At 35.2% G+C, this 19961-nt stretch carries 25 protein-coding genes; all 25 read left to right on the top strand.

The genetic code is table 11. From position 1 onward, the window contains the following. The first annotated feature begins 10 nt into the window (after positions 1–10). The 25 genes from PYW42_RS08720 (at position 11) to PYW42_RS08600 (ending at position 19666) form a co-directional block, all read left to right on the top strand. Entirely contained in the window at positions 11–1498 is a 1488-nt protein-coding gene (locus PYW42_RS08720; RefSeq protein ID WP_002384358.1) for a phage portal protein, read from the top strand. Continuing rightward, a complete protein-coding gene (locus PYW42_RS08715) occupies positions 1473–3230 on the top strand; it encodes a head protein (RefSeq protein ID WP_002384360.1) in 1758 nt (585 codons plus the stop codon). The genes PYW42_RS08720 and PYW42_RS08715 overlap by 26 nt, the downstream gene beginning before the upstream one ends. Beyond that, positions 3227–3448 carry a hypothetical protein gene (locus tag PYW42_RS08710; protein WP_002357027.1) on the top strand — a complete coding sequence of 74 codons (222 nt, stop codon included), beginning with the start codon at positions 3227–3229 and terminating at the stop codon, positions 3446–3448. Before PYW42_RS08715 ends, PYW42_RS08710 begins: the two co-directional genes overlap by 4 nt. A 64-nt stretch (positions 3449–3512) precedes the next feature. Further along, complete coding sequence (locus PYW42_RS08705) at positions 3513–3833, top strand: hypothetical protein (protein ID WP_002389265.1); 321 nt, start codon at positions 3513–3515, stop codon at positions 3831–3833. Positions 3834–4050: 217 nt separating this feature from the next. Next, positions 4051–4674 carry a capsid assembly scaffolding protein Gp46 family protein gene (locus PYW42_RS08700; RefSeq protein ID WP_002389133.1) on the top strand — a complete coding sequence of 208 codons (624 nt, stop codon included), beginning with the start codon at positions 4051–4053 and terminating at the stop codon, positions 4672–4674. A gap of 13 nt (positions 4675–4687) precedes the next feature. Then, entirely contained in the window at positions 4688–5575 is an 888-nt protein-coding gene (locus PYW42_RS08695) for a DUF5309 domain-containing protein (protein WP_002357030.1), read from the top strand. A 28-nt stretch (positions 5576–5603) separates the two neighbouring features. Next, positions 5604–5786 (top strand): hypothetical protein, encoded by a 183-nt coding sequence (locus PYW42_RS08690; protein ID WP_002357032.1) that lies wholly within the window; start codon positions 5604–5606, stop codon positions 5784–5786. A gap of 13 nt (positions 5787–5799) precedes the next feature. Then, positions 5800–6144, top strand: a complete 345-nt coding sequence (locus tag PYW42_RS08685) for a hypothetical protein (protein ID WP_002357033.1) — start codon at positions 5800–5802, stop codon at positions 6142–6144. Further along, positions 6141–6509, top strand: coding sequence for a hypothetical protein (locus tag PYW42_RS08680; RefSeq protein WP_002357034.1), 369 nt, complete (start codon positions 6141–6143; stop codon positions 6507–6509). Before PYW42_RS08685 ends, PYW42_RS08680 begins: the two co-directional genes overlap by 4 nt. Next, positions 6502–6900 (top strand): HK97 gp10 family phage protein, encoded by a 399-nt coding sequence (locus PYW42_RS08675; protein ID WP_002357036.1) that lies wholly within the window; start codon positions 6502–6504, stop codon positions 6898–6900. The genes PYW42_RS08680 and PYW42_RS08675 overlap by 8 nt, the downstream gene beginning before the upstream one ends. A 2-nt stretch (positions 6901–6902) precedes the next feature. Continuing rightward, a complete protein-coding gene (locus tag PYW42_RS08670) occupies positions 6903–7277 on the top strand; it encodes a phage tail terminator family protein (RefSeq protein WP_002357037.1) in 375 nt (124 codons plus the stop codon). Further along, positions 7278–8126 (top strand): major tail protein, encoded by an 849-nt coding sequence (locus PYW42_RS08665; RefSeq protein WP_002384363.1) that lies wholly within the window; start codon positions 7278–7280, stop codon positions 8124–8126. A gap of 52 nt (positions 8127–8178) precedes the next feature. Continuing rightward, the gene (gene gpG, locus PYW42_RS08660) at positions 8179–8529 is read left to right on the top strand and encodes a phage tail assembly chaperone G (protein ID WP_002370959.1); all 351 of its coding nucleotides are present in this window, start codon (positions 8179–8181) and stop codon (positions 8527–8529) included. A gap of 247 nt (positions 8530–8776) precedes the next feature. After that, positions 8777–11674, top strand: a complete 2898-nt coding sequence (locus PYW42_RS08655; protein WP_002393612.1) for a tape measure protein — start codon at positions 8777–8779, stop codon at positions 11672–11674. Beyond that, a complete protein-coding gene (locus PYW42_RS08650) occupies positions 11664–12398 on the top strand; it encodes a hypothetical protein (protein ID WP_002357042.1) in 735 nt (244 codons plus the stop codon). Before PYW42_RS08655 ends, PYW42_RS08650 begins: the two co-directional genes overlap by 11 nt. Next, positions 12380–15187, top strand: coding sequence for a phage tail spike protein (locus PYW42_RS08645; protein WP_002384367.1), 2808 nt, complete (start codon positions 12380–12382; stop codon positions 15185–15187). Before PYW42_RS08650 ends, PYW42_RS08645 begins: the two co-directional genes overlap by 19 nt. 18 nt (positions 15188–15205) lie before the next feature. Next, the gene (locus PYW42_RS08640; protein WP_002357044.1) at positions 15206–16087 is read left to right on the top strand and encodes a phage baseplate upper protein; all 882 of its coding nucleotides are present in this window, start codon (positions 15206–15208) and stop codon (positions 16085–16087) included. Further along, a complete protein-coding gene (locus tag PYW42_RS08635) occupies positions 16080–16676 on the top strand; it encodes a hypothetical protein (protein ID WP_002357045.1) in 597 nt (198 codons plus the stop codon). Before PYW42_RS08640 ends, PYW42_RS08635 begins: the two co-directional genes overlap by 8 nt. Then, a complete protein-coding gene (locus PYW42_RS08630) occupies positions 16673–16960 on the top strand; it encodes a collagen-like protein (protein WP_002357046.1) in 288 nt (95 codons plus the stop codon). The genes PYW42_RS08635 and PYW42_RS08630 overlap by 4 nt, the downstream gene beginning before the upstream one ends. Next, on the top strand, positions 16960–17451 hold the full coding sequence (locus PYW42_RS08625; protein ID WP_002364194.1) for a hypothetical protein: 492 nt from the start codon (positions 16960–16962) through the stop codon (positions 17449–17451). Before PYW42_RS08630 ends, PYW42_RS08625 begins: the two co-directional genes overlap by 1 nt. Positions 17452–17464: 13 nt before the next feature. Continuing rightward, positions 17465–17785, top strand: coding sequence for a hypothetical protein (locus PYW42_RS08620; protein WP_002389262.1), 321 nt, complete (start codon positions 17465–17467; stop codon positions 17783–17785). 1 nt (position 17786) lies between these two features. Next, a complete protein-coding gene (locus PYW42_RS08615) occupies positions 17787–17942 on the top strand; it encodes an XkdX family protein (RefSeq protein WP_002364192.1) in 156 nt (51 codons plus the stop codon). A gap of 34 nt (positions 17943–17976) precedes the next feature. Next, positions 17977–18198 carry a hypothetical protein gene (locus tag PYW42_RS08610; protein WP_002364191.1) on the top strand — a complete coding sequence of 74 codons (222 nt, stop codon included), beginning with the start codon at positions 17977–17979 and terminating at the stop codon, positions 18196–18198. Next, positions 18191–18424 carry a phage holin gene (locus PYW42_RS08605; protein WP_002384371.1) on the top strand — a complete coding sequence of 78 codons (234 nt, stop codon included), beginning with the start codon at positions 18191–18193 and terminating at the stop codon, positions 18422–18424. The genes PYW42_RS08610 and PYW42_RS08605 overlap by 8 nt, the downstream gene beginning before the upstream one ends. Then, complete coding sequence (locus PYW42_RS08600) at positions 18425–19666, top strand: LysM peptidoglycan-binding domain-containing protein (protein WP_002370962.1); 1242 nt, start codon at positions 18425–18427, stop codon at positions 19664–19666. It abuts the gene before it with no gap. Positions 19667–19961 lie beyond the last annotated feature (295 nt).

Here is a 19961-nt window from a genome sequence, read left to right as displayed (position 1 = left end):
AGGTGGGAAAATGTTTCAAAACAATTTAAGTTTGAAGCGGTATAAAAGAGTGCGAACAAAATATTCTACACAAATTAATGAAGAAGTTTTCGATCCTAATGATTTTATTACTGAAATGAAGCCATTTTTTGATGATAGAGAGCGTAAGTACAAAGCCTATACAAGCGAACAAAATGAGATCGATAGAAGACCTAAACCAAACACAGAGATTATAAAAGTGAATAATAAACTTCATGCTGGTTTATACAATACTATTATCGACCAAGCAGCTGACCATTTCACAGGCATTCCAATTAAGTGGGATTATGATATTACCGAACAACGCAAATCTATATTGCAAAAAATGGGTTCAAAGGTAAAAGACTTGTTTTCAGGGAATGTCAGAAATGAGACAAAAACTCCTGAAGAATTCGACAGATTAACAGAGTTAGTAAACGATATGCGGTTTGCCATGCTTGATTCTGATACAGCTCGGTTTCAAGGAGCTTGTGGTGTTGCTTTTCGTTTGTTAGAACCTGTTGAAACCGTGGAAGGTTGGCAATTATGGGCGAGCAATATCGAACCATGGAAAGCTGAAAAATACGAAAATGCAGATATCTTTATTCGTGAAAAATACGACACACATCAAAAAAAATTTTTCGAAGAAATGAAAGTCATTACTAAAAAAAGAATATGTATATATAGCAGATATGTTGAATCTAATTTAGTCAGTGCATCTGGAACATTTAAATTGATTGAGGAAGTAGAAAATCCGCTAGAAACGTTTTACCTATCAGAATTTAAAAATAACACGAATCGTTATTGCGATTTTGAAGTGGCGGAAGAACTTTCTGATGCATTTGATAGAAGCTTATCAGACCAACAAAACGAAGTTGAACAGTTTAAACTTGCTTATATGGCCATTAGTGGCTCACGATTAGATGAAAAAGAAGCACAAAGAATGATGGAACAATTAGGTATTATTAATTTGCCTGATCCACAAGCTAAGGTTGGGTATGTAACGAAAGACATTAATAAAGATTTCAACGAGTATCATCTTGATAAGCTGAAAAAGCTTTATTACACGGTAACTAAGTCAATTGATTTCAATGATGAAGTATTTAAGTCTAATAGCTCTGGCGAAGCTCGCAAATGGCAAATTATTGCACTAGAAGCTAAAACAAATACTAAAGAACAGTATTTTAAAGAAGGATTGAAAGAGGCAGCTGAGACGATGTCTGCCTTTATTAAATTTAGGGATAAATTAGATGTTGATGTGTCAAAAATTGTATTCACATTCAGTCGTAGCTTGCCAACAGACATCGGTTATCTTGCTGATGCATTGCCTAAACTTTCACCGTTTGTATCCAAACGAACAATTATTAATCAGATTCCATTTGTTAAAGACCCAGATTATGAAATGGACTTGATGAATTTAGAACAAGGTCAAGATTATCCTAGCGGTGAATATGATGAACTAGGTGGTGCAGGTAATGACGAAGAAGAAAACAACGGCTAGTGAACGTTATTGGGAAAAACGTCGTGGATTAGAAGATAAAGCACGTTTGAAACTGGAAAAGAAAACTCTTAATGAGCTAGAATCTGTTTTCGAACGTGCTTTAGTTAAAATTCAAAGACAGCTGTTGTCACAAGCTGATTTACACGATATCACTCAAAGTGAAATGCTAGAAGACTTTAGCAAACGAGACCAAGAGAAGTACCGTAAGTATATTGAGAAGAACTATGAAAAGTTGATGGAGTCTGACGAAGCTTATAAGCAGTTTATTGATGAATATTTTCCATCCTTTGACTATGCGAAAGTTAATCGCTTGTTACAGTTACGAGCAGACATCTTTTCTACTCTTGCAGGTGAAGCAATATCCAGTGATGTTAACGGTAAATTTAATAACGACTTAGAGAACATTACAAAACGAATCTACAATTCTAATTCTAATACGTTGATGCAATTATTAGGCGGTTCAGCACCTGGTTTATCAAAAAAAGAGCTGGAAAACATTCTGAATTATCCATGGAGCGGCAAAACTTTTTCATCTCGCTTGTGGGGCAATATTTCAAGTTTAGAGCAACGTCTAAGTAATTCTATTATTAATTCTTTAGCAAGTGGCGAAGGTGTTTTAGAAGCTCTTAGAACGATGAAAAACGATGGTGTTGTTAGCGGCATGTTTAAATTGGAACAAGGAAAGTTTAATCGATCGATTGAAAATCTTGTCAGAACAGAATATTCACATTTTGCGGTAGAAGGTGTAAGAAAATCGCTAAAGGATGTAGGTATTAAGCAAACACAAAGCTGGTCGGCAGAAGATGAACGTGTTTGTTCTATTTGTGGTAGACGTCATGGAAAAGAGATTAAAGATGATTGGCACCCACCGTATCATGGACGTTGCCGTTGTACTGAAATACCAATGGTTCCTGAAATTAGTGATGACATAGATAAATTGTATGAAGAGATGTTTGGTGATTTATTAGATGAATTTGCAAGTAAGCAGTGGGGCATTAAATTAAATCATCCGAAATCAACTACAATAGCCAATAGATTTAGTCTTTCTAAACTAACAGAAGAAAATATTGGCGACACAGAAAGAATTAATGATATAATTAATAGAACGAAAGATGTCATTAGTAATTATAAAAATGAAACAGGTATTGACGTGATAAAGTTGTTTGAAGATAAAAAATTTGCAGATAAAAATAATCCCTATACCGATGAAAAATCAAAATTTATCAGATATTTATTGAAAAATAACGGATTTGACGGTTTGCCTCAAAAGGTAACCGATGTAGACGATTTAATACCAGTCTATAGAGGTATTGTAGATTTTAAGTATGGTGATGACACATCGCAAGATCAAATTGATAGATTTTTAAGAAGCCATTTCGATATTTCAGGAGCTAGGTCTTCTGCAAATGGACGAGGGAGTTATTTTACTAGTGCCAAATTTAAAGCACAAGAATATGCAAATAATGGCAATAACGGCCAATTGATAACGGCATACTTGCTTGAAAAAATAAATTTACTTGATGATTCTATCTTTTTGAAAGAAAGAGAAGCTTTTAGAAAAATAGCAGATAATTTTGGAGAAGATGCAAAATATTATGCTTTTTTATTATCGAAAAACTTTTTAATGGATACTCAGAAAGATATATATGCGCTTATAAGTGGGTATGATGGTATTCAAAAAGGTGCTATATATAACATTTTAAATAGGACAATGTTAGGGGTGAAGAAATGAAGATACTAATGCAACATTTGGAATTTTCTTTTGGTAGTCTAAACGGTGACTATTCTGAACAAACTTTAGAAAATTTTGAATATATGTTCAATCGACTAGAAGAAGACAATTTAGGGTATGTTCATTTCGATAATGTTTCTGAATTTTATTTCAATGGAATAACTAACGAGGATAAGAGAGTTCTTAAGGAAACAATAATTGCTAACTCTAAAAAATAAGATACTAAGCACTTAAAGGATAACTTTGAGTGCTATTTTTATGCTTAAATTTGGAGGTGAGGTTATGAAAGGATTATTTGAAGCAGTGTTGAATCTAGAAGTTACCAATGGTACAGAAAAAGCCTATAAAAAAGTTTTTGAACAAGAAAACGAAAGATATTTGACCAAGCACACTTTAAGAGACGGCAACGGTAATATCGTTAAAGATGGGCTTGAATCAGTTTGGAGTGGTAATTATTGCCATGTCGATATTTTGTATTCTATACCAGGTAGAAAAAGTAAATTAACTATTTCGATTGTGTCTAGGACTCTGCAAAATGTAAAAGATGCTGTCACTGATTATCAAATGTTAGGTGCTGAACTGGTCCATAAGAATTGGAAGTGATTAGATGGATCCCTATGATTACTTAGATGCAGATTATGAAGAGCATTTACTAAGAGAAGAAAAGCAATTAAAGTCTGACGAAAGTTAGGCTTTTTATTTTGTCCGAAATGACGTTAAACTAGCGCAATGCTGGGCTTAATTGAATGGTGGGGCGCAATAAATAAATCTAAAGCAATGCGGGGCGATTAGTCGAATCGTGGGGCGAAAGGAGAAAAAAATGAAACCAAACCTATTACCAATGGATTTACAAATGTTTGCTGAAGGAGAAGGTGCTACAGACTTCACTTTCGATGATTTTAAGGCATTTGTAGAATCAAATGAAGAAGCACAAAAATTTGTACAATCACAGTCACAATCAGCTGCAGATAAACAATTAGAAGCTTGGAAACAAAATAATCTTGAAAAAATTAAGGAAACAACAATTAAGGAGTATGAAGAATCTAAGAAAAATAAAACTCCTGAACAAATTAAATTAGAAGAATTACAGGCTGAATTTGAAGCTGAAAAGGCATTACGTGTGACTAGTGATAATAAGGCTTTTGTTGCAGAAAAAATTGCTGGCTTAGATTGGGATGGAGATTTGAAAGATTCTATTTCTCAATTTATGTTAAATAATCTTGTTAGTTCAGATACTGAATTTACTAAGAAGGCTGTAGAAGGTTTTACAGAGCTTTTGGAAGCAATAAATGATAAGCATGCAGAAGCTATTAAAAATGTAGAAATGACTAAAGCTTTTGGTAATAAATCGCAACAAACCAACATGGTAACTGGTAATCAAACAAAATCGTTTGAAAATCCAGAGGCAGCATTAGGACAAAAATTACAAGCATTTATCGATTAGGAGGAAACTACAAATGAAAAAAAGTTCATTAAATAATCTTGAGTATTTAGATATTTCACAGGAAGTTAATGCATTACAAGTTCCAAATACACCATTTTTAAGCTATTTGTTAGGCGCAGGCAAAGTTGAAGCTGCCAAGTCAACTGAGATTAAATGGCGAGAATACGGCATGAATAATGATGATTCATCTGCTCAATTAGAAGGCGGAGAATACGCAGATGCGGAATCTGATCGTACATGGTTTAACAACTATACTGAAATTTTCAGAAAATCAACTTCTGTATCTGGCACATTAGATGCTATTAATGTAGATGGTGTAGGAAATGAATTGAATAGCCAAGTAGCTCTTCGTGCTACAGAAATGAAAATTGACTTAAATCGTAAATTGATTGTTGGTGTAAAGGCTGATGAATCTGGTTCTAAAGGTCGTCAGATGAACGGAATTTTAAATTTGATTAGCTCAACGAATAAAGTCGAAACAGCAGCTGCGGGGGCAGTAACAAGAAAAGATATTGATGCCTTATTTAAAACAATGTTCCAAAAAGGATACATGGGCGAAAAATTATGTTTAGTAGCACCTGATATGCAAGAATTAATGACTGATCAGTTGGATGAAAAATCAACAAAAATTGTGCAATTTGGCGATAAACTTACTTTTGGATTGCAACTTGGAAATATTGTCTCAAATTACGGCTCAGGAATTGCGTTAATTGAACCTAATTTACCTAATGGAACAATCGCAGCTATTGATACTAATTATGTAAAATTACGTCCACTACGTGAATGGCGTGCGGAAGAATTAGCAAAAACAACAGATTCAAGACGGATTGGATTAGTTGGTGAGTATTCAATTGAATACAAAGCTTCTAATTCTGGAGCAATCTTGAACTTGAAAGCCTAAAATATAATAACGAAGGAGGAAATTAAAAATGGCAACAGCAAAAAAAGAAGTAACCTATCGTGTGCTTGACAAGAAAAACTTTGTGGGCTTTATGCATCCTAAAACAAAAAAATTTATCACAGCAAACGAAAATAATGAATTTGTAGTTTCAGAAGATGACAAAGAAGCTATTGAGATATTAGAACGTGCTGCAGATACTTTTAAAGTTTAGGTAATGATGCTTTATGGTTGATGAAAAAAAAGAAGAAATCGTTGAGAAAATTCAATTGATGCTACCTAACGCTTCTGAAGATAGGATTTTGTCTGTTTTAAACCTTGTTATCTTTGAAATCAATTCTTACAATACTTGCAAAATTGATATTGCTTGGGACGAGTTTGAACAACTTATAATTGAGGTTATCTACAAAGCTTTAAAAAACGAAATAGATAAGTCTGTAGCTAGTGTAAAACGTGGTGATACATCAATTAGTTATGTAGTTGAATCAAAAGACATACAATCACTCATGAAGAACTATAGCAGTGCTATTAAACGTATTTTAGGCTGTGATAGCGGGGTGTTTTTCTATTGAATGAAGCAGAAATTTTAGCAGCTACTTATTTTGATACCTGTGTTATTGAGAGAATGAGCGATATTGAAAATACGGAAAGTGGGATTACTGAACAAGTTTATTTTCCAATTCATGTTGGCAAGTTACCCTGTGCTTTCTCTCAAGGAAGTATGGGGAACTTACCTGTAATAGAAAACAAAGAAGCGTTTAATATCTCTTATGAAGAACAAAAACTTTTTTTAGAACCTAATATAAAAGTTAAAAAAGGAGATAGAATAACTATTACTCAAGGTACAGGTCAAAAACATGTGTTATTTTCAAAAAAACCTTTTTATTATCCAAGCCATATAGAAGTAGTGCTATCAGGAAGTTCAATTGATGAGTAAAAGCGATCTTAGAATGAAATCAAATGCTGATAAAGTTATTGCAAATTTAAAGAAAATGACACCCATTGCTGAAAAAGAAGGTGCTGCAATGGTGAATGATTCGTTAGCTAAAATTTATCAGTTAATTGTACCTATGACACCAATTAAATCGGGTGATTTAAGACGAGGCTATCGAATCATTAAAGCTAGAAAGTTGTCTAGTGGTCGTATCGTGGGAGCATTGATTAATAATGAAAAATACTTTAGATATGTAAACGATGGCCACCGAACAAAAAATGGCGGATTTGTTAAAGGCAGATTTATGTTGCAAAAATCTAATAAATTAGCTAATGCAACATATATTCCGAAACGATTTAAACAAATGGCGATTATCATTGTTAAGAAAGGTTAGATATGTACGATAAAATTTTAAAAATGCTTACTGACACAATAAAACAGTTCTCGAATGCGCCTATCTATCTTGATGATGTAATGCAATCGTCAGAACCGTTTTATTTTGTGTTAAGTCTTGAAGAGAGTCTGACTGATAATGTAGGTCAAAACGTTCAAAATAAAGCATACAATGTTGATATTGCACTGGTTGATAGTAAGAAAGATAAACAATTAGTAACAAGCCTAACAGAAAGCTGTGGGGCTTTTTTTAATGTGTTGAATTTGGACGGAAATGAATTGTTTCCAGAAGATTATCAAACGTTTAAAACAGACGGAATTCAACATATCAATTTTAATGTTGCGTTCCCACAATTAATTGAATGGAGTGAAAAATAGATGGCAAAAATGAAAAATGTAAGTGTCATTTCTGTAGAGAAGCCAACGTGGTTCCCACTAAAAGACGAAACGGGCGCTTTTCCAGTTTACGGAACGCCAATTACAATCGGTACTGCTGTCAGTATCAAACCAGATGTTACAACAGAAACAACGCCTGACTATGGCGATAGTGTAGTTCAAGATCAGTATGTTGCATTTGGTGGTGCAGAAGTTACTTTAGAAACAAACGGCTACCAAAATGAAGTTTTAGCTGAAATTACAGGGGGAAAAAAATTAAAGGGTGGCGTATTGCGGTCTGCGGATGATATTGCATCAGATGGAGCATTTGCTTACCGTCGCCGAAAATCGAACGGTAAATATCGCTATACGATCTTCTATAAAGGAAAATTTGCTTTAACATCTGATGAAACATCTACATTAGAAGGAAGTTCAGTATCTTATACTCATCCAGAATGGACGGGGTCTTTCGTTGATGTTCCAGGGTTGGGTTATATGTATTCCGTGGATGAAGACGATGAAGGTGTCGACTTAGAGATGATTAAAAACTGGTTTACTGAGGTAATGGATCCACGTAAAGAAAATACTACTGCTGTTACTGGTGTAACTTTAGACCAAACAGAGTTAAATTTAAAAGTTGGCCAAACAGCAACCTTAACACCGACAATTACACCAGATAACGCCTCAAATAAAAAATATCAGTTCCGTTCAGAAAGTGAGGCTATTGGAACTGTAACACCAATTCAAGGGAAGGTTACTGCTGTAGGAGAAGGGACAACGGAAATCGTAGTCACAACAGAAGATGGTAACTTTACCGCAAAATGTACATTAAATGTAACAACAGCAGATTAAAAATAACAGTTTAGGACGACCTTGTCGTCCTATTTTATATGGAGGAATTAAAATGGCAAGTAAATTTCAACAAAAAATTAAATTAATGATTAAAGATGGAAGCAAATATACTACAAAACAATTCATGTCGGCAGAATTTTTACCAGGTTCAGTCATGGATACAGGTACGGATTTACAAATCAGGTTAGAAGAAGCAACAAAAACAAATGATATGGAAGCAATTCGTCCTATTTTAAGAGAATGCTATGACTTTATTGCTGACGTTATTTTTGAAAAACAGTTTACTGGACAAGAATATATTGACGGTATGGATGCTCGTGAATTATTGAAAATTACAGCTCAATTGTTAGGTTCTGTTACTTCTGGTTATGATGCAATTTATTCTGAACAGAAAAAAAAGTAACGGAACTTTTATATCATCCTCATTTTAAGTACACGCCACAATATCGAGAAGCAGAACTAAAAAGTTCGCTTCTTGAGAATGGGTGGACTTTAAATGAGATCGAAAACACAGATTTAAACGAGCTTTTGAAAATTTATGCATTTAAAGATGCTGTAGACGAATTTGAAAATATCAAATATCTTGATGAAAATACTATGTTCTAAGAGGGAGGGGGTACTTTTTGAACAATGAAGACTTAGTCTTAAAAATGATACTGGATGAATCTGGCTTTTCACAAGGATTAAATTCAGCAGTAAAAAAGTTACAAGGCTTTGATGTTGAAGTTGATAGAACAGGACAAAAAGGCGGCCGATCTCTTGGGAGCATATGGACGTCTTTTGTTGGTAACTTTTTAGCTAGCGGAGCAACTAAAATTATCTCTAAAGGTATTGGATTGATTACCAGCAACATCGACGGGGCCATTAATCGTGTAGATACGTTAAATAACGCAAATCGTGTGTTTGAAAATATGGGCTTTTCAGCTGGTGAAACATCTAAAACAATGGATAGCTTAAAGAAAAGTATCCAAGGGCTGCCTACGCCGTTAGATAGCGCTATTAAAGGTGTTCAATTAATCGCTTCATCAACAAATGATTTAGGGAAGTCAGAACAGATTTTCGCAGCTTTAAATAACGGTATCCTCGGTTTTGGTGGTTCTGCTGAAATGGTAGAAAATGCTATTATTCAGCTTTCACAGTCATTTTCTAATGGTAAAGTAGATGCGCAAACTTGGAACTCAATGATTAACAGTGGTTTGGGTCCAGCGTTGAATGCTTTGGCGAAACAAATGGGATTAACAGCTGGTCAGATGAAAGAAGGTCTTTCCGATGGCTCAATTTCAGTTGAAGAATTCCAAGATGCTTTAATCAAATTAAATAAAGAAGGCGGTGGCGGTCTTAAATCATTAGAACAGATTGCTAAAGATTCTACCGCTGGTATTAAAACAGGTTTAGCTAACATGAAGACTGCAATCGTCCGTGGTGTGGCCAACGTTGTAACTAAAATTGACGAAGGTTTAAAAAGTGCGGGTTTTGGAAGTATAAGTGAAATCATTGCTGACAAAGGGGCAAAAATGGAAGCAGCTTTATCTAAATTTGCCGAGATGATTCCGCCAATGATAAAAACAGCCAAAACATTGTATGATACGTTAAAACCTTATGCACCATTGCTTGCAGGTTTAGCTGGCAGCATTGGAACGTTGATGCTTGTGAATAAAGTGAATGCAGCATTTAAAGCTTGGAGGGAAGGTACAGAAGCACTTTCGATAGCTCAAGCAATTTTAAATAAGACAATGCTATCAAATCCTTTTGTCGCAATCTTAACTGCTGTAGTAGGGTTAGTCACAGCGTTTATTTATCTATGGAAAACTAATGAAGGCTTTAGAGATGCTGTCAAAAACATTTGGAAAAATATACAGGAGGTCATCTCAAGCGCTGCTGATGTAGTTGTAAAAGCCTGGAATTCCACAATGGAATTTTTCAGCAACATGTGGGATGGCACAAAAGAGGCTTTTTCGAATGCTGGCACATGGATGAAAGAAGCACCTGGAAATGCAGCCGACTGGGTTAAAAATAAGTGGAACGGTACCAAGGAATTTTTCAGTGGACTTTGGAATTCAACAAAAGAAGGCTCAAAAAATACATGGGAAAATATTAAACAAAGTGCTGCTGACAGTGCTAAAAGTGTTGGAGAAAGTTTTAAAAATGGCTTTGATAATGTGAAAGATTGGTTTAAGGGTGTTGGAAAATCAATATCAGATGTTTTCACAACAGCATTTGATTTTGTTTGGAAATATATTGGTCCATATGTAACAGGAATCAAAAATGCGTTTAAAATGGTTGTTAACGCTATGAAAGCGAACATTGAAAATGTCAAAATGATCGCTGAAAATGTCGTCACCATTCTAAAAAATGTTCTATTAGCTCCAATTCTTTTCATTACATCAATGATCACAGGTGGATGGGAAGAGGCAAAAGAAAACATGATTGCCGTTTGGGATAATATTGCTGAAGCTGCTCAGACTATTTGGTTCGGGATTAAAAATATCTTTTATAACACTGTTACAGCTATTTCCTATTCAGTCACTTCTATTTTCAATGGATTGATGTTGACAATTAAAAAGATTTGGATTGATGTGAAGTTATTTTTCACCTTACTCTGGATTGACATTAAATATGGAGCAATCAACGTTTGGATTGAAATTAAATATTCTATCATCGAAACGTGGATAAATATTAAATTTGAAGCAATTAGAATATGGGAAAGTTTGAAAACTTGGTTCTTTGAAACAGTAGAAAACATTAAAAATGGTGTAATTGATGGTTGGAATAGCTTAAAACAAGGCACAGTTGATACATTTAACGCAACTGTTCAATGGTCAAAAGATACCTGGAATAATTTTAAACAGTGGATTGTTGATCTTGTGACAGGTATAAAAGACGGCATCATTAACGGTTGGGAAAACTTAAAACAGGGAACAGTTAATATTTTCAACAATTTGGTACAAGGTGCTAAAAATGCGTGGAATAATCTTAAAAGAAGCGTTAGTGATACAGTTGAAAATGTGAAGCAAACCTTTAATGATATGCGCCATATCGATTTATTTGAAATTGGTAAAAATATTATCCAAGGATTAGTTAACGGTATTGGTTCAATGATTGGTGCTGTGAATAAAAAAATTAAAGAAGTTGCTGGTAATATTAAAGAAAAAATCAAAGGTGCTTTAGGCATTCATTCACCTTCAAGATGGATGCGGGATATGATTGGTAAAAATATTGTATTAGGTGTTGTAGCTGGTATTGACCAAGAAAAAGGAACGCTTGACAAATCAGTGAAAAAAATGACTGATTTACCAACAGAGTTACCAAATTTTTCTACTACTGGCAGATATATCAACCAACAAGGAGCTCAAACAGAAAGCTTAGCTAAAAATAAAGGTAATGCTACGACTAATATTGGCGGTGATACTTTCAATATCAATATACAAGCTATGGGAAAATTAAATGAAAAACAATTAATGGATATGGCTAAAGACCTTGTTAAGTATATTCAAATTGTTAAAAATAGAGATAGTGATGCAACGGGGGGTGCTTTTGGTGGAATTTAAAAGAGGACAGTTTTTTCTTAATGGAAAACATAGTTCTGAATTCAATGTATTTATGAGAGAAAGACCTGAACGACTTTCTGCAGGACGTGTGGTAGAGCTTAGGGAGCGAATGGGTAATGATTCAATAGCCGTTGATTTTGCATATTATAAAAATGTAGAACGTACCATTACATGCTATGCGAAAGCAAATACTTTACAAGAAGTTTCTTTTTTAGAAGATGAAATTTCCTTTTGGCTCGATATGGGAAACTATTCTGATTTTATTGTCTATTTTGATGAGCATTATATTTATCAGGCGATTGTAACGAGTCCACCAAAATTTACAGGAACAAGAAAAAGCGGGGTTTTAATTCCTTTTGAATTTACTGTAAGTATCCGACCTTTTAAGAAAAATCGTATTGGCCAATATTGGATAAGTAATCCTAATCAGTTAATCAATACAGAAAAATATCCTTCAGAACCCATTATTCAGATTTTGGGGTCTGGGGATATTTCTTTTTTTATCAATAATCAATCATATTCATTAAAAGCAATTAACGGTGACATCATTATAGATTCAGAAAAACAAGAAGCTTATAGAAAATCAGGTGGAGCATTTGAAATCTTGGATCATAAAACACTTTTTAAAGATTATCCGATTTTAAAATGTGGAGAGAATAATTTTCGCTGGACTGGTAAAGTAACAGAGTTTAAGGTTCAGCCGAATTGGAGGCGAAAGGTTTGATTCCAGTTATTTTTAAACCTGGAGAAAAAGATTTTTCAACAAATGGATTAGGACGTCTTGTTGATGCGACACGTTGCGAAATCACTGAAGAAGCAAACGGAAAATATGAACTAGAAATGGACTATCCAGCGATTAGCAGATTTAGTGATTATTTCGAAAATGGCTATCAAATTAAAGCAAAGCCAAATGACTTAGAAGAATACCACATTTTTGAGATCAAACAAACGTTTAAAGATACTTTTACTAATAGCATTGTTATTTATGCCCAATCTCGTACTTATAAGCTAGGAAACAGACAAGTGAGGCTAGTAACAGTTGATAATCGTAATGGTGCAGAAGCAATGAAATTAATCGAACAGAACATGGACGAACCTTGTGATATCAAACTATATTCTGATATAAATACAGCTTCTAGCACTACATTTGAAGCTAGAAATGTATTGAATTGTATTGCAGGGGAACAAGGTTCTCTACTTCAATACTGGGGCGGAGAAATAAAACGAGAGCCTTTTAAATTATCTTTGCTAAGGCGTAGAGGACGAGATAACGTTGGAACTGTTCGTTATGGTAAAGATTTAAAAGGATTAACCATTAAATTTGATTGGCAATCAATTGTTACTAAAGTTTTGCCATTTGCAGAGCTTCAAAGTGGAGCAGACGGAACTTCTCAACGGATTTATGGAAATGCAGTTAAAAGCGAATATATCAGTAAGTATCCTGATGTTTACGCTCAATACATTCAGTTTACTGAAGATCAAGGAGTAAAAGATATAGCTAGCTTAAATAAAGTGGCAAGTAAATACTTCACTACATTATATCCAGGAAGTGATAAGCCTAAAGTTTCTATTGAATTAGAAATTGAGAAACTTACAGATTCAGAAGAAGCAAAAGAATTTGCTAAGATGCGTAACTATAATTTATTCGATACATTCACTGTATACCACAAGCTTTATGATATTGACATTCAAACGAAAGTTACAGGAATTGTCTATGATGCTTTAGCAGAAAAAACAATAAAAATCACTGCGGGAGATATCCAAGTTGCTTTTTATAAACAGCAAAGCCAAGACTTTCAAGAAGCTATAAAAACATTGACAAAAAAAGAGTATATGAGTGATTTTGTAGATTATATTACTAATTTGATTAACGGTGTTGAAGGTGGAAGTATACTTCAATATCCTAAAAATCGACCTAATACCCATTATTACTTAGATACGGAATCCACGGATACTGCAAAAGATGTGATTGCAATTAATAACAAAGGAATTGGATTCTCAAGAACTGGCTGGAAAGGTCCATTTAAAAATGCGTGGGGAATTAATGGAGTATTGAATGCGGACTTTATAGGAGCTGGCAAAATAAAATCTAATATTTTTGAAACATCATTTAATAGCTGTGGAGATATTTTACGTATGGTAAACGGTACTTTACAAGCTTGGAATAATAAGAAAAAAATCATGGAATTAACTAAAAAAGGGATGGAGTTTTGGAATGGTAATAGTCACGTTGGCACGATGGGAACAAAGGGAAATCCTTTTCCAGGGTTAGCAGATAAAAATGGAAATCCTGTAGTTTCTGATGGGAATTCATTACTATTAGTCGCAGATAATCCCCAAAAAATTATTGGTTTGTCTAACCAATCAGGCACAGGACATTTAATTACTGGTCCTACACAGTTTTTTGTTGGAAATAATTTTAACTTTTTTGGTCCAAATGGAAGTAAAGCAATTCTGACAGTTGATCGATTGATTGTGGGCGGCAAAGAAGTTATACCTGGTCAAAATGGTGGTGGCGGTTCTGGAGCTGGAACAGGTGGTTATCCATCAGAAGTTACAAGCGATGCAGATAAATTTGCTTGGGACTTATGGAGTTACCTATTAGCTAACGGATACAGCAAAGCAGCTGCTGCAGGTATCCTTGGAAATGTACAAGGAGAAGTTGGTCCAAGTATGAACCCAGATACCGAACAAATAGGCGGTCCAGCTTACGGATGGGTTCAATGGGACGGTTCAGCATATCCATTGGTAGGTGCACCAACTTGGAATGGCCGAGAATATGTACAACGCTTAATCGCAGCTGCAGGTATCAAACAAGACTATAGGACGTCATTAGCCCAAGCTCAATTAATTAATTGGTGTATGTTCAATGGGCAATGGTTAGGACAAGTAAGTCCATTAACAGTTGATGAATTTAAAGTTGTCAGCTCGCCTAAAACAGCTGCTTATGCGTTTGAATTAAACTTTGAACGTCCAGCTGCAGCACATCCAGAAAGACAAACCTATGCACAAGTATGGTATGACAAATTCAAAGATTTGAAAGCTTCTACTGCAACAGGAAAAGCTGGCATAGAACATTTGGAGACCTTAATGGGCAAATGGCTTGGTAATGGGCAATGTTATGCCGTTCCAGCCGAATATTCTGGTTTTATGGGCGGCTGTGGTTTAGGTGCAGGAACAATTTATGGCTTTTCACATGTAATTGGTGATACATCATCTGCTGCAGATATTGGTGAAGCATATGATTGGAATGCGGTAGGTTGGCGAGTAATCCAAAATCCAACGTATCAAGATTTAGTGGTAGGAGCAATCGTCAATATTAGACGAGGTGGCCAATGGGGAACAGGTTGGACAGTAGACCCAACATATGGTCACACGGGCGTGATTTACGGCTTAAATAACGGACGTATCCAAACCATAGAACAGAACGCCGAGCAAGGGCAAATTGTCGCAAAATATGACCGATTATATTTTGCTAATTCTATTCAATCGATTGTTATTCCACCAAAATAACGAAAGGAGGATTTTTCAATGGTTAAATGGCAAGCAACGCTAAGTACAACTGAACCTTACAATTACATTGGGATTCAGAATGTACGACAAGGAAATCGAAACACAGAAGTCTTAGAAGCCATACTAGTTGAAAATGCTTGGCCACTTGATTTAACAGGTTGCGAAGTTTTTTTTGAATCGGTTATTGATAATAAATATCCGATTCAACGTTCAGCAAAAATTGTGAATGCCAAAAAAGGGATTATTCAGTATACCTTTGATGAATATTCTATGCAGTCGTTACACAGACAAGAAGCATATTTCAGTATTCATAAAGGTGATAACCTGATTGGTGCAACGCAAAACTTTTCTTACTTTGTAGTGAATGCTGCTTCGAAAACAGAAGGTGAAATGGGTTCTTATTGGCAGTCCATTGAAGATTTAATCGCGGACATGAACGCTTTTATCAACGAAAATAAGGGTGATTTTACTGATTGGATGAATGCTAGAAAAGAAGAGTTCGAAGCGTGGCGAGATGCGCAAAAAACAGATTTCACTTCATGGTTCGAATCAATCAAAGATATTTTAAAAACGATTGATCCTGGCGGTACGATGTTAGCCGAGCTAATGGATGCACGTGTAGACATTCAAGGAGTGCGCCATAATTCAATTTCTGAACGTTTATTGGCAGATATGGAATATTTGTATCAGAAATTAGAGAAACGCTTATATACGTTAGAATATGGCGAAATAAGTGACTTGATTATTTTACAAGATGATGCTTTTTCACTGAATCATGAAACAGAAATTGTTGGAACAGTTGATTATCCTGCGATCGATGGGGCATTGGTTATCGCAACAGTTGATGATACAAAACAGAACGCTTATGTGTTTGAAAAAGTGGGTGAAATAAGTGGTTAAAGCAAAACGAATGATGGAAACCGATGAAAATGGCGTGGAACGTCAGTTTTATCCTATTACACATGCATCCGCTGTTCGAGGATTAGAAAAAATTATTGCGGGTCAATCAAAAGTATTATCTGTTAATGGATATACTGGGGCAGTAATTATCACTAAAGCAGATCTAGGCTTAGAAAATGCACTGACAGAACTTCCTTATGCGACAGAAGAAACAGACGGTATTATCACTGCTGAAATGTTTCAACGGTTGTCAAATGGCGAGGGAGGCGTGTACATTCTTCCAATCGCTACCGCAGATGAACTGGGCGGAATAAAGGTTGGCCAACTGTTAGAAATTACAGAAGACGGAACGTTGTCTGCGGTAAAGCAAACAGATCAAAATTTCACCACTGAACTAAAATCGAAACTGGAAGAGTTGAAAGGTTATACTGCTGGAGCGAATATTTCTATTTCAGAAGATGGTGTTATTTCAGCAACTGGTGGTGGCGATGGCGGCGGAGTGAATCAACAATATGTTGACCAAAAAGTTCAAGAAGCCATTGACAGAATACCTGATATTACGTTTGAGAGAGTAGGGGAAGTTGAATGACAGATATTGTTAAAGTAAAACAAGGAGGAACACAGGTATTTCCTCAAACACATTGGAATGCTGTGGAAGGGAAACCAGAAGTATTGAAAGGTGAAAAGGGAGACCCAGGTCCACAAGGTCCAAAAGGAGATAAAGGAGACGTTGGTCCGCAAGGTCCAGCAGGGCAAAATGCAACAACGACAGACGTTGCAACCTCAATAAAAAATGGCTTGATGTCTAAAGAAGATAAAACAAAGCTAGATGGATTGCCAGCAATTACGTTTGAAAAGGTAGGGGAAGTGTAATGACAACAGATATTGTTCAATTAAAAGAAAAAGGAAAACCAGTCTATCTTAAAACACATACTGCCGCAATTGATGGGCTTGAATCTTATATAAAAAAAATAGATGCGGACAAAGCATATCAAAAAATTACCAAAAAAGAACCGTTGTGGACAGGTGCATGGTATGGCGGAGCTGCAGGAAATGGGCAAGTACCTTCTAAGTCTCTTTCACAGTGTGAGAATGGTTGGATTTTACAATGGCAAGAATATACCAAAGAAGGAGCTTTGAACGGTGCGTGTTATCACTTTTTCTTAGTGCCTAAACAGCATGCGCAGAATCCAGGTTCTGGGGGAGTTATTTTCCTTTTACATGGATACTATACTAATTTAGTACGGAAATATTTATATATTAAGGATACTAAAATTACTGGAAACGACTTAAATGCCTCTTCTAGTGATACGGCTGGTTCAGGCAGTAAAATGTTTGCGTTAAGTGCGATTTATGAATACTAGGAGGAAAGAGAACATGAAAATTTGGATTGATGATATTCAAGGTTATTTAGACGGATATTCCACAATGGAACAACCGAATAAAATTGAACTTGAAGTAGAAAAAGAGCCAACAGATTTTTTTAATTATCGCTGGGACGGAACAAGCTTAATATACGATCCTGATAATGTGCCAGAACCAGAGCCAACGCCACCTACGGAATTGGAACTTTTACAAAAGCAAAATGCGGAATTAATGAAGCAAGTTTCTCAGCAGAATCAAGTTATTCAACAAACACAAAGAATGACTGGCGAATTGATGAAACAAGTCGCTGAACTTACGAAAGGAGCGGAATAAGATGAAAACGAATGCTTTTCCAGGTTTCGATAATATTAAACAGTTGTATGATTGGAATTGTTATACAAAACAAGATTTAGTAGATTACGTGAATATGAATTGCTTAACAAAAGAAGAATATACAAAAATTTGTGGAGAACCGTTTAGCGAAAGCTAAGCGGTTTTTCTTGTAAGTAGAAAGTAGGTGCAGGATGAACTTAACAGTAGAACAATGGTTAGCAGTGATTACATTCTTAGGGGGAATTATTTTCGCATTAATGAAATTTTATCATGTCTTTTCTCAATTAGAAGATAGCATGAAAGAACTAAAGGAAGCTGTTGAACGTTTAAATAACCATGAAATACGCATTAGCCGATTGGAAGAGCAAAATAAAACCCTCTTTAGAGGGATTGGAGGAAATAAAAATGATTAATTGGAAATCAAGAATAAAGAACAAACAATTTTGGCTTTCGATTATTCCAGCAGTTCTATTATTAATTCAAGTAGTAGCAGTTCCTTTTGGATATAAATTTCAAATTGAAATGATTAATAAGCAACTGTTAGATGTTGTTAATGCATTATTTGTTGTGCTAACTATTCTAGGTATTGTGACAGATCCCACAACACCTGGATTATCAGATAGGAAAGGAGATAAATAAATGAAAAAGAAACTATTGGCAACGTTACTGGTAGTCTTATTTTTTGTATCACCAATTAGCACATTTGCTGCAAAAGGAGACCAAGGCGTTGATTTGTCTATTTGGAATGGGTATCAAGCAACATTTGGTTATGCACATGATAAATTCTCAATTTCACAAATTGGTGGGCAAAACAACTATGGGATTTATGATCAAGTTACTTATTCTAGTCAAGTAGCTAGTACGATTGCTCAAGGTAAACGAGCGCATACGTATGTATGGTGGCAAAACGTCCTTACCTACGAAAATGCAAAGCAAGTATTAGATTACTTTTTACCTAAAGTTCAAACACCAAAGGGATCAATTGTCGCCTTAGATGCGGAAGACGGCGTTCAATCGACGGATGTAACGCTATGGGCGTTAGACTATATCAAAGAGGCTGGATATACACCGATGCTTTACGGATACAAAGGGTATCTTACTTCATCTTATGATTTATCACGAATTGCAAAGAAGTATCAATTATGGATGGCAGAATATCCAGATTATGAAGTGACACCTTATCCAAATTACAATTATTTTCCTTCATTTGAAAATATCGGTATTTTTCAGTTCACGTCAACCTACGTTGCAGGAGGGCTAGATGGTAACGTTGATTTAACAGGTATTACTGATAATGGTTATACAAAGAATAACCAACCAGCAACAAACACACCAGCTATTGAGGAAGGTAAAGAAGTAGAAAATACGCCAAGTTCCGATGTTAAAGTGGGCGACACTGTTAAAGTGAAATTTAGTGTTGATGCTTGGGCAACTGGCGAAGCTATTCCGCAATGGGTAAAAGGAAACAGCTATAAAGTACAAGAAGTAACTGAAAGCAGAGTATTGCTTGAAGGTATCTTGTCATGGATCAGCAAAGGCAATATTGAATTATTGCCAGATGCGGCAACTGTTCCTGATAAACAACCAGAAGCGACTCATGTGGTACAATACGGCGAAACATTATCAAGCATTGCTTATCAATACGGAACAAACTATCAAAGATTGGCTGCATTAAATGGATTGACAAATCCAAATCTTATTTACCCTGGCCAAATTTTGAAAGTAAATGGATCAGTAGTAAGCAACATTTACACAGTTCAATACGGTGATAATTTATCAAGTATTGCAGCTAAGCTTGGTACGACTTATCAAACCTTAGCTGCATTAAACGGATTAGCAAATCCTAACTTGATTTATTCTGGTCAAACATTGAGCTATTGATTTTTTGCAAAATCGGTTGAAATTTAGAGGTACCTCATTTACAATAGAGTTACCTTTTCATATTATGACTCTTTTCGATTTAGAAAAGAGGTGCTCCTATCTTATGCCAAGTCCTTAGGTAGGAGCATTTTAATTTTACTCATACGTAGCTTAGTTTAAAGCTATTGTATTACATAAGAAAACACCTACCACAGATGCACGTACTTCCCCAAGCAGTTGTCTGTGCGGTAGGTGTTTTTTTAGATTTTACTTGTTAATCATAACCGATTTTCTTTTTTTATAACAAGGTTAAGCT

The sequence above is a fragment of the Enterococcus faecalis genome, assembly GCF_029024925.1.
GTDB classification, from domain to species: Bacteria; Bacillota; Bacilli; order Lactobacillales; family Enterococcaceae; genus Enterococcus; species Enterococcus faecalis.
Note: the sequence above shows the minus strand (reverse complement) of the source record. Positions and strands in the feature narration are given on the sequence as shown.

Coding starts and splice junctions, on each gene's coding strand:
- PYW42_RS08720 (WP_002384358.1), top strand. CDS start 11: ATGTTTCAAAACAATTTAAGTTTGAAGCGGTATAAAAGAGTGCGAACA.
- PYW42_RS08715 (WP_002384360.1), top strand. CDS start 1,473: ATGACGAAGAAGAAAACAACGGCTAGTGAACGTTATTGGGAAAAACGT.
- PYW42_RS08710 (WP_002357027.1), top strand. CDS start 3,227: ATGAAGATACTAATGCAACATTTGGAATTTTCTTTTGGTAGTCTAAAC.
- PYW42_RS08705 (WP_002389265.1), top strand. CDS start 3,513: ATGAAAGGATTATTTGAAGCAGTGTTGAATCTAGAAGTTACCAATGGT.
- PYW42_RS08700 (WP_002389133.1), top strand. CDS start 4,051: ATGAAACCAAACCTATTACCAATGGATTTACAAATGTTTGCTGAAGGA.
- PYW42_RS08695 (WP_002357030.1), top strand. CDS start 4,688: ATGAAAAAAAGTTCATTAAATAATCTTGAGTATTTAGATATTTCACAG.
- PYW42_RS08690 (WP_002357032.1), top strand. CDS start 5,604: ATGGCAACAGCAAAAAAAGAAGTAACCTATCGTGTGCTTGACAAGAAA.
- PYW42_RS08685 (WP_002357033.1), top strand. CDS start 5,800: ATGGTTGATGAAAAAAAAGAAGAAATCGTTGAGAAAATTCAATTGATG.
- PYW42_RS08675 (WP_002357036.1), top strand. CDS start 6,502: ATGAGTAAAAGCGATCTTAGAATGAAATCAAATGCTGATAAAGTTATT.
- PYW42_RS08670 (WP_002357037.1), top strand. CDS start 6,903: ATGTACGATAAAATTTTAAAAATGCTTACTGACACAATAAAACAGTTC.
- PYW42_RS08665 (WP_002384363.1), top strand. CDS start 7,278: ATGGCAAAAATGAAAAATGTAAGTGTCATTTCTGTAGAGAAGCCAACG.
- gpG (WP_002370959.1), top strand. CDS start 8,179: ATGGCAAGTAAATTTCAACAAAAAATTAAATTAATGATTAAAGATGGA.
- PYW42_RS08655 (WP_002393612.1), top strand. CDS start 8,777: ATGATACTGGATGAATCTGGCTTTTCACAAGGATTAAATTCAGCAGTA.
- PYW42_RS08640 (WP_002357044.1), top strand. CDS start 15,206: ATGGTTAAATGGCAAGCAACGCTAAGTACAACTGAACCTTACAATTAC.
- PYW42_RS08630 (WP_002357046.1), top strand. CDS start 16,673: ATGACAGATATTGTTAAAGTAAAACAAGGAGGAACACAGGTATTTCCT.
- PYW42_RS08625 (WP_002364194.1), top strand. CDS start 16,960: ATGACAACAGATATTGTTCAATTAAAAGAAAAAGGAAAACCAGTCTAT.
- PYW42_RS08620 (WP_002389262.1), top strand. CDS start 17,465: ATGAAAATTTGGATTGATGATATTCAAGGTTATTTAGACGGATATTCC.
- PYW42_RS08615 (WP_002364192.1), top strand. CDS start 17,787: ATGAAAACGAATGCTTTTCCAGGTTTCGATAATATTAAACAGTTGTAT.
- PYW42_RS08610 (WP_002364191.1), top strand. CDS start 17,977: ATGAACTTAACAGTAGAACAATGGTTAGCAGTGATTACATTCTTAGGG.
- PYW42_RS08605 (WP_002384371.1), top strand. CDS start 18,191: ATGATTAATTGGAAATCAAGAATAAAGAACAAACAATTTTGGCTTTCG.
- PYW42_RS08600 (WP_002370962.1), top strand. CDS start 18,425: ATGAAAAAGAAACTATTGGCAACGTTACTGGTAGTCTTATTTTTTGTA.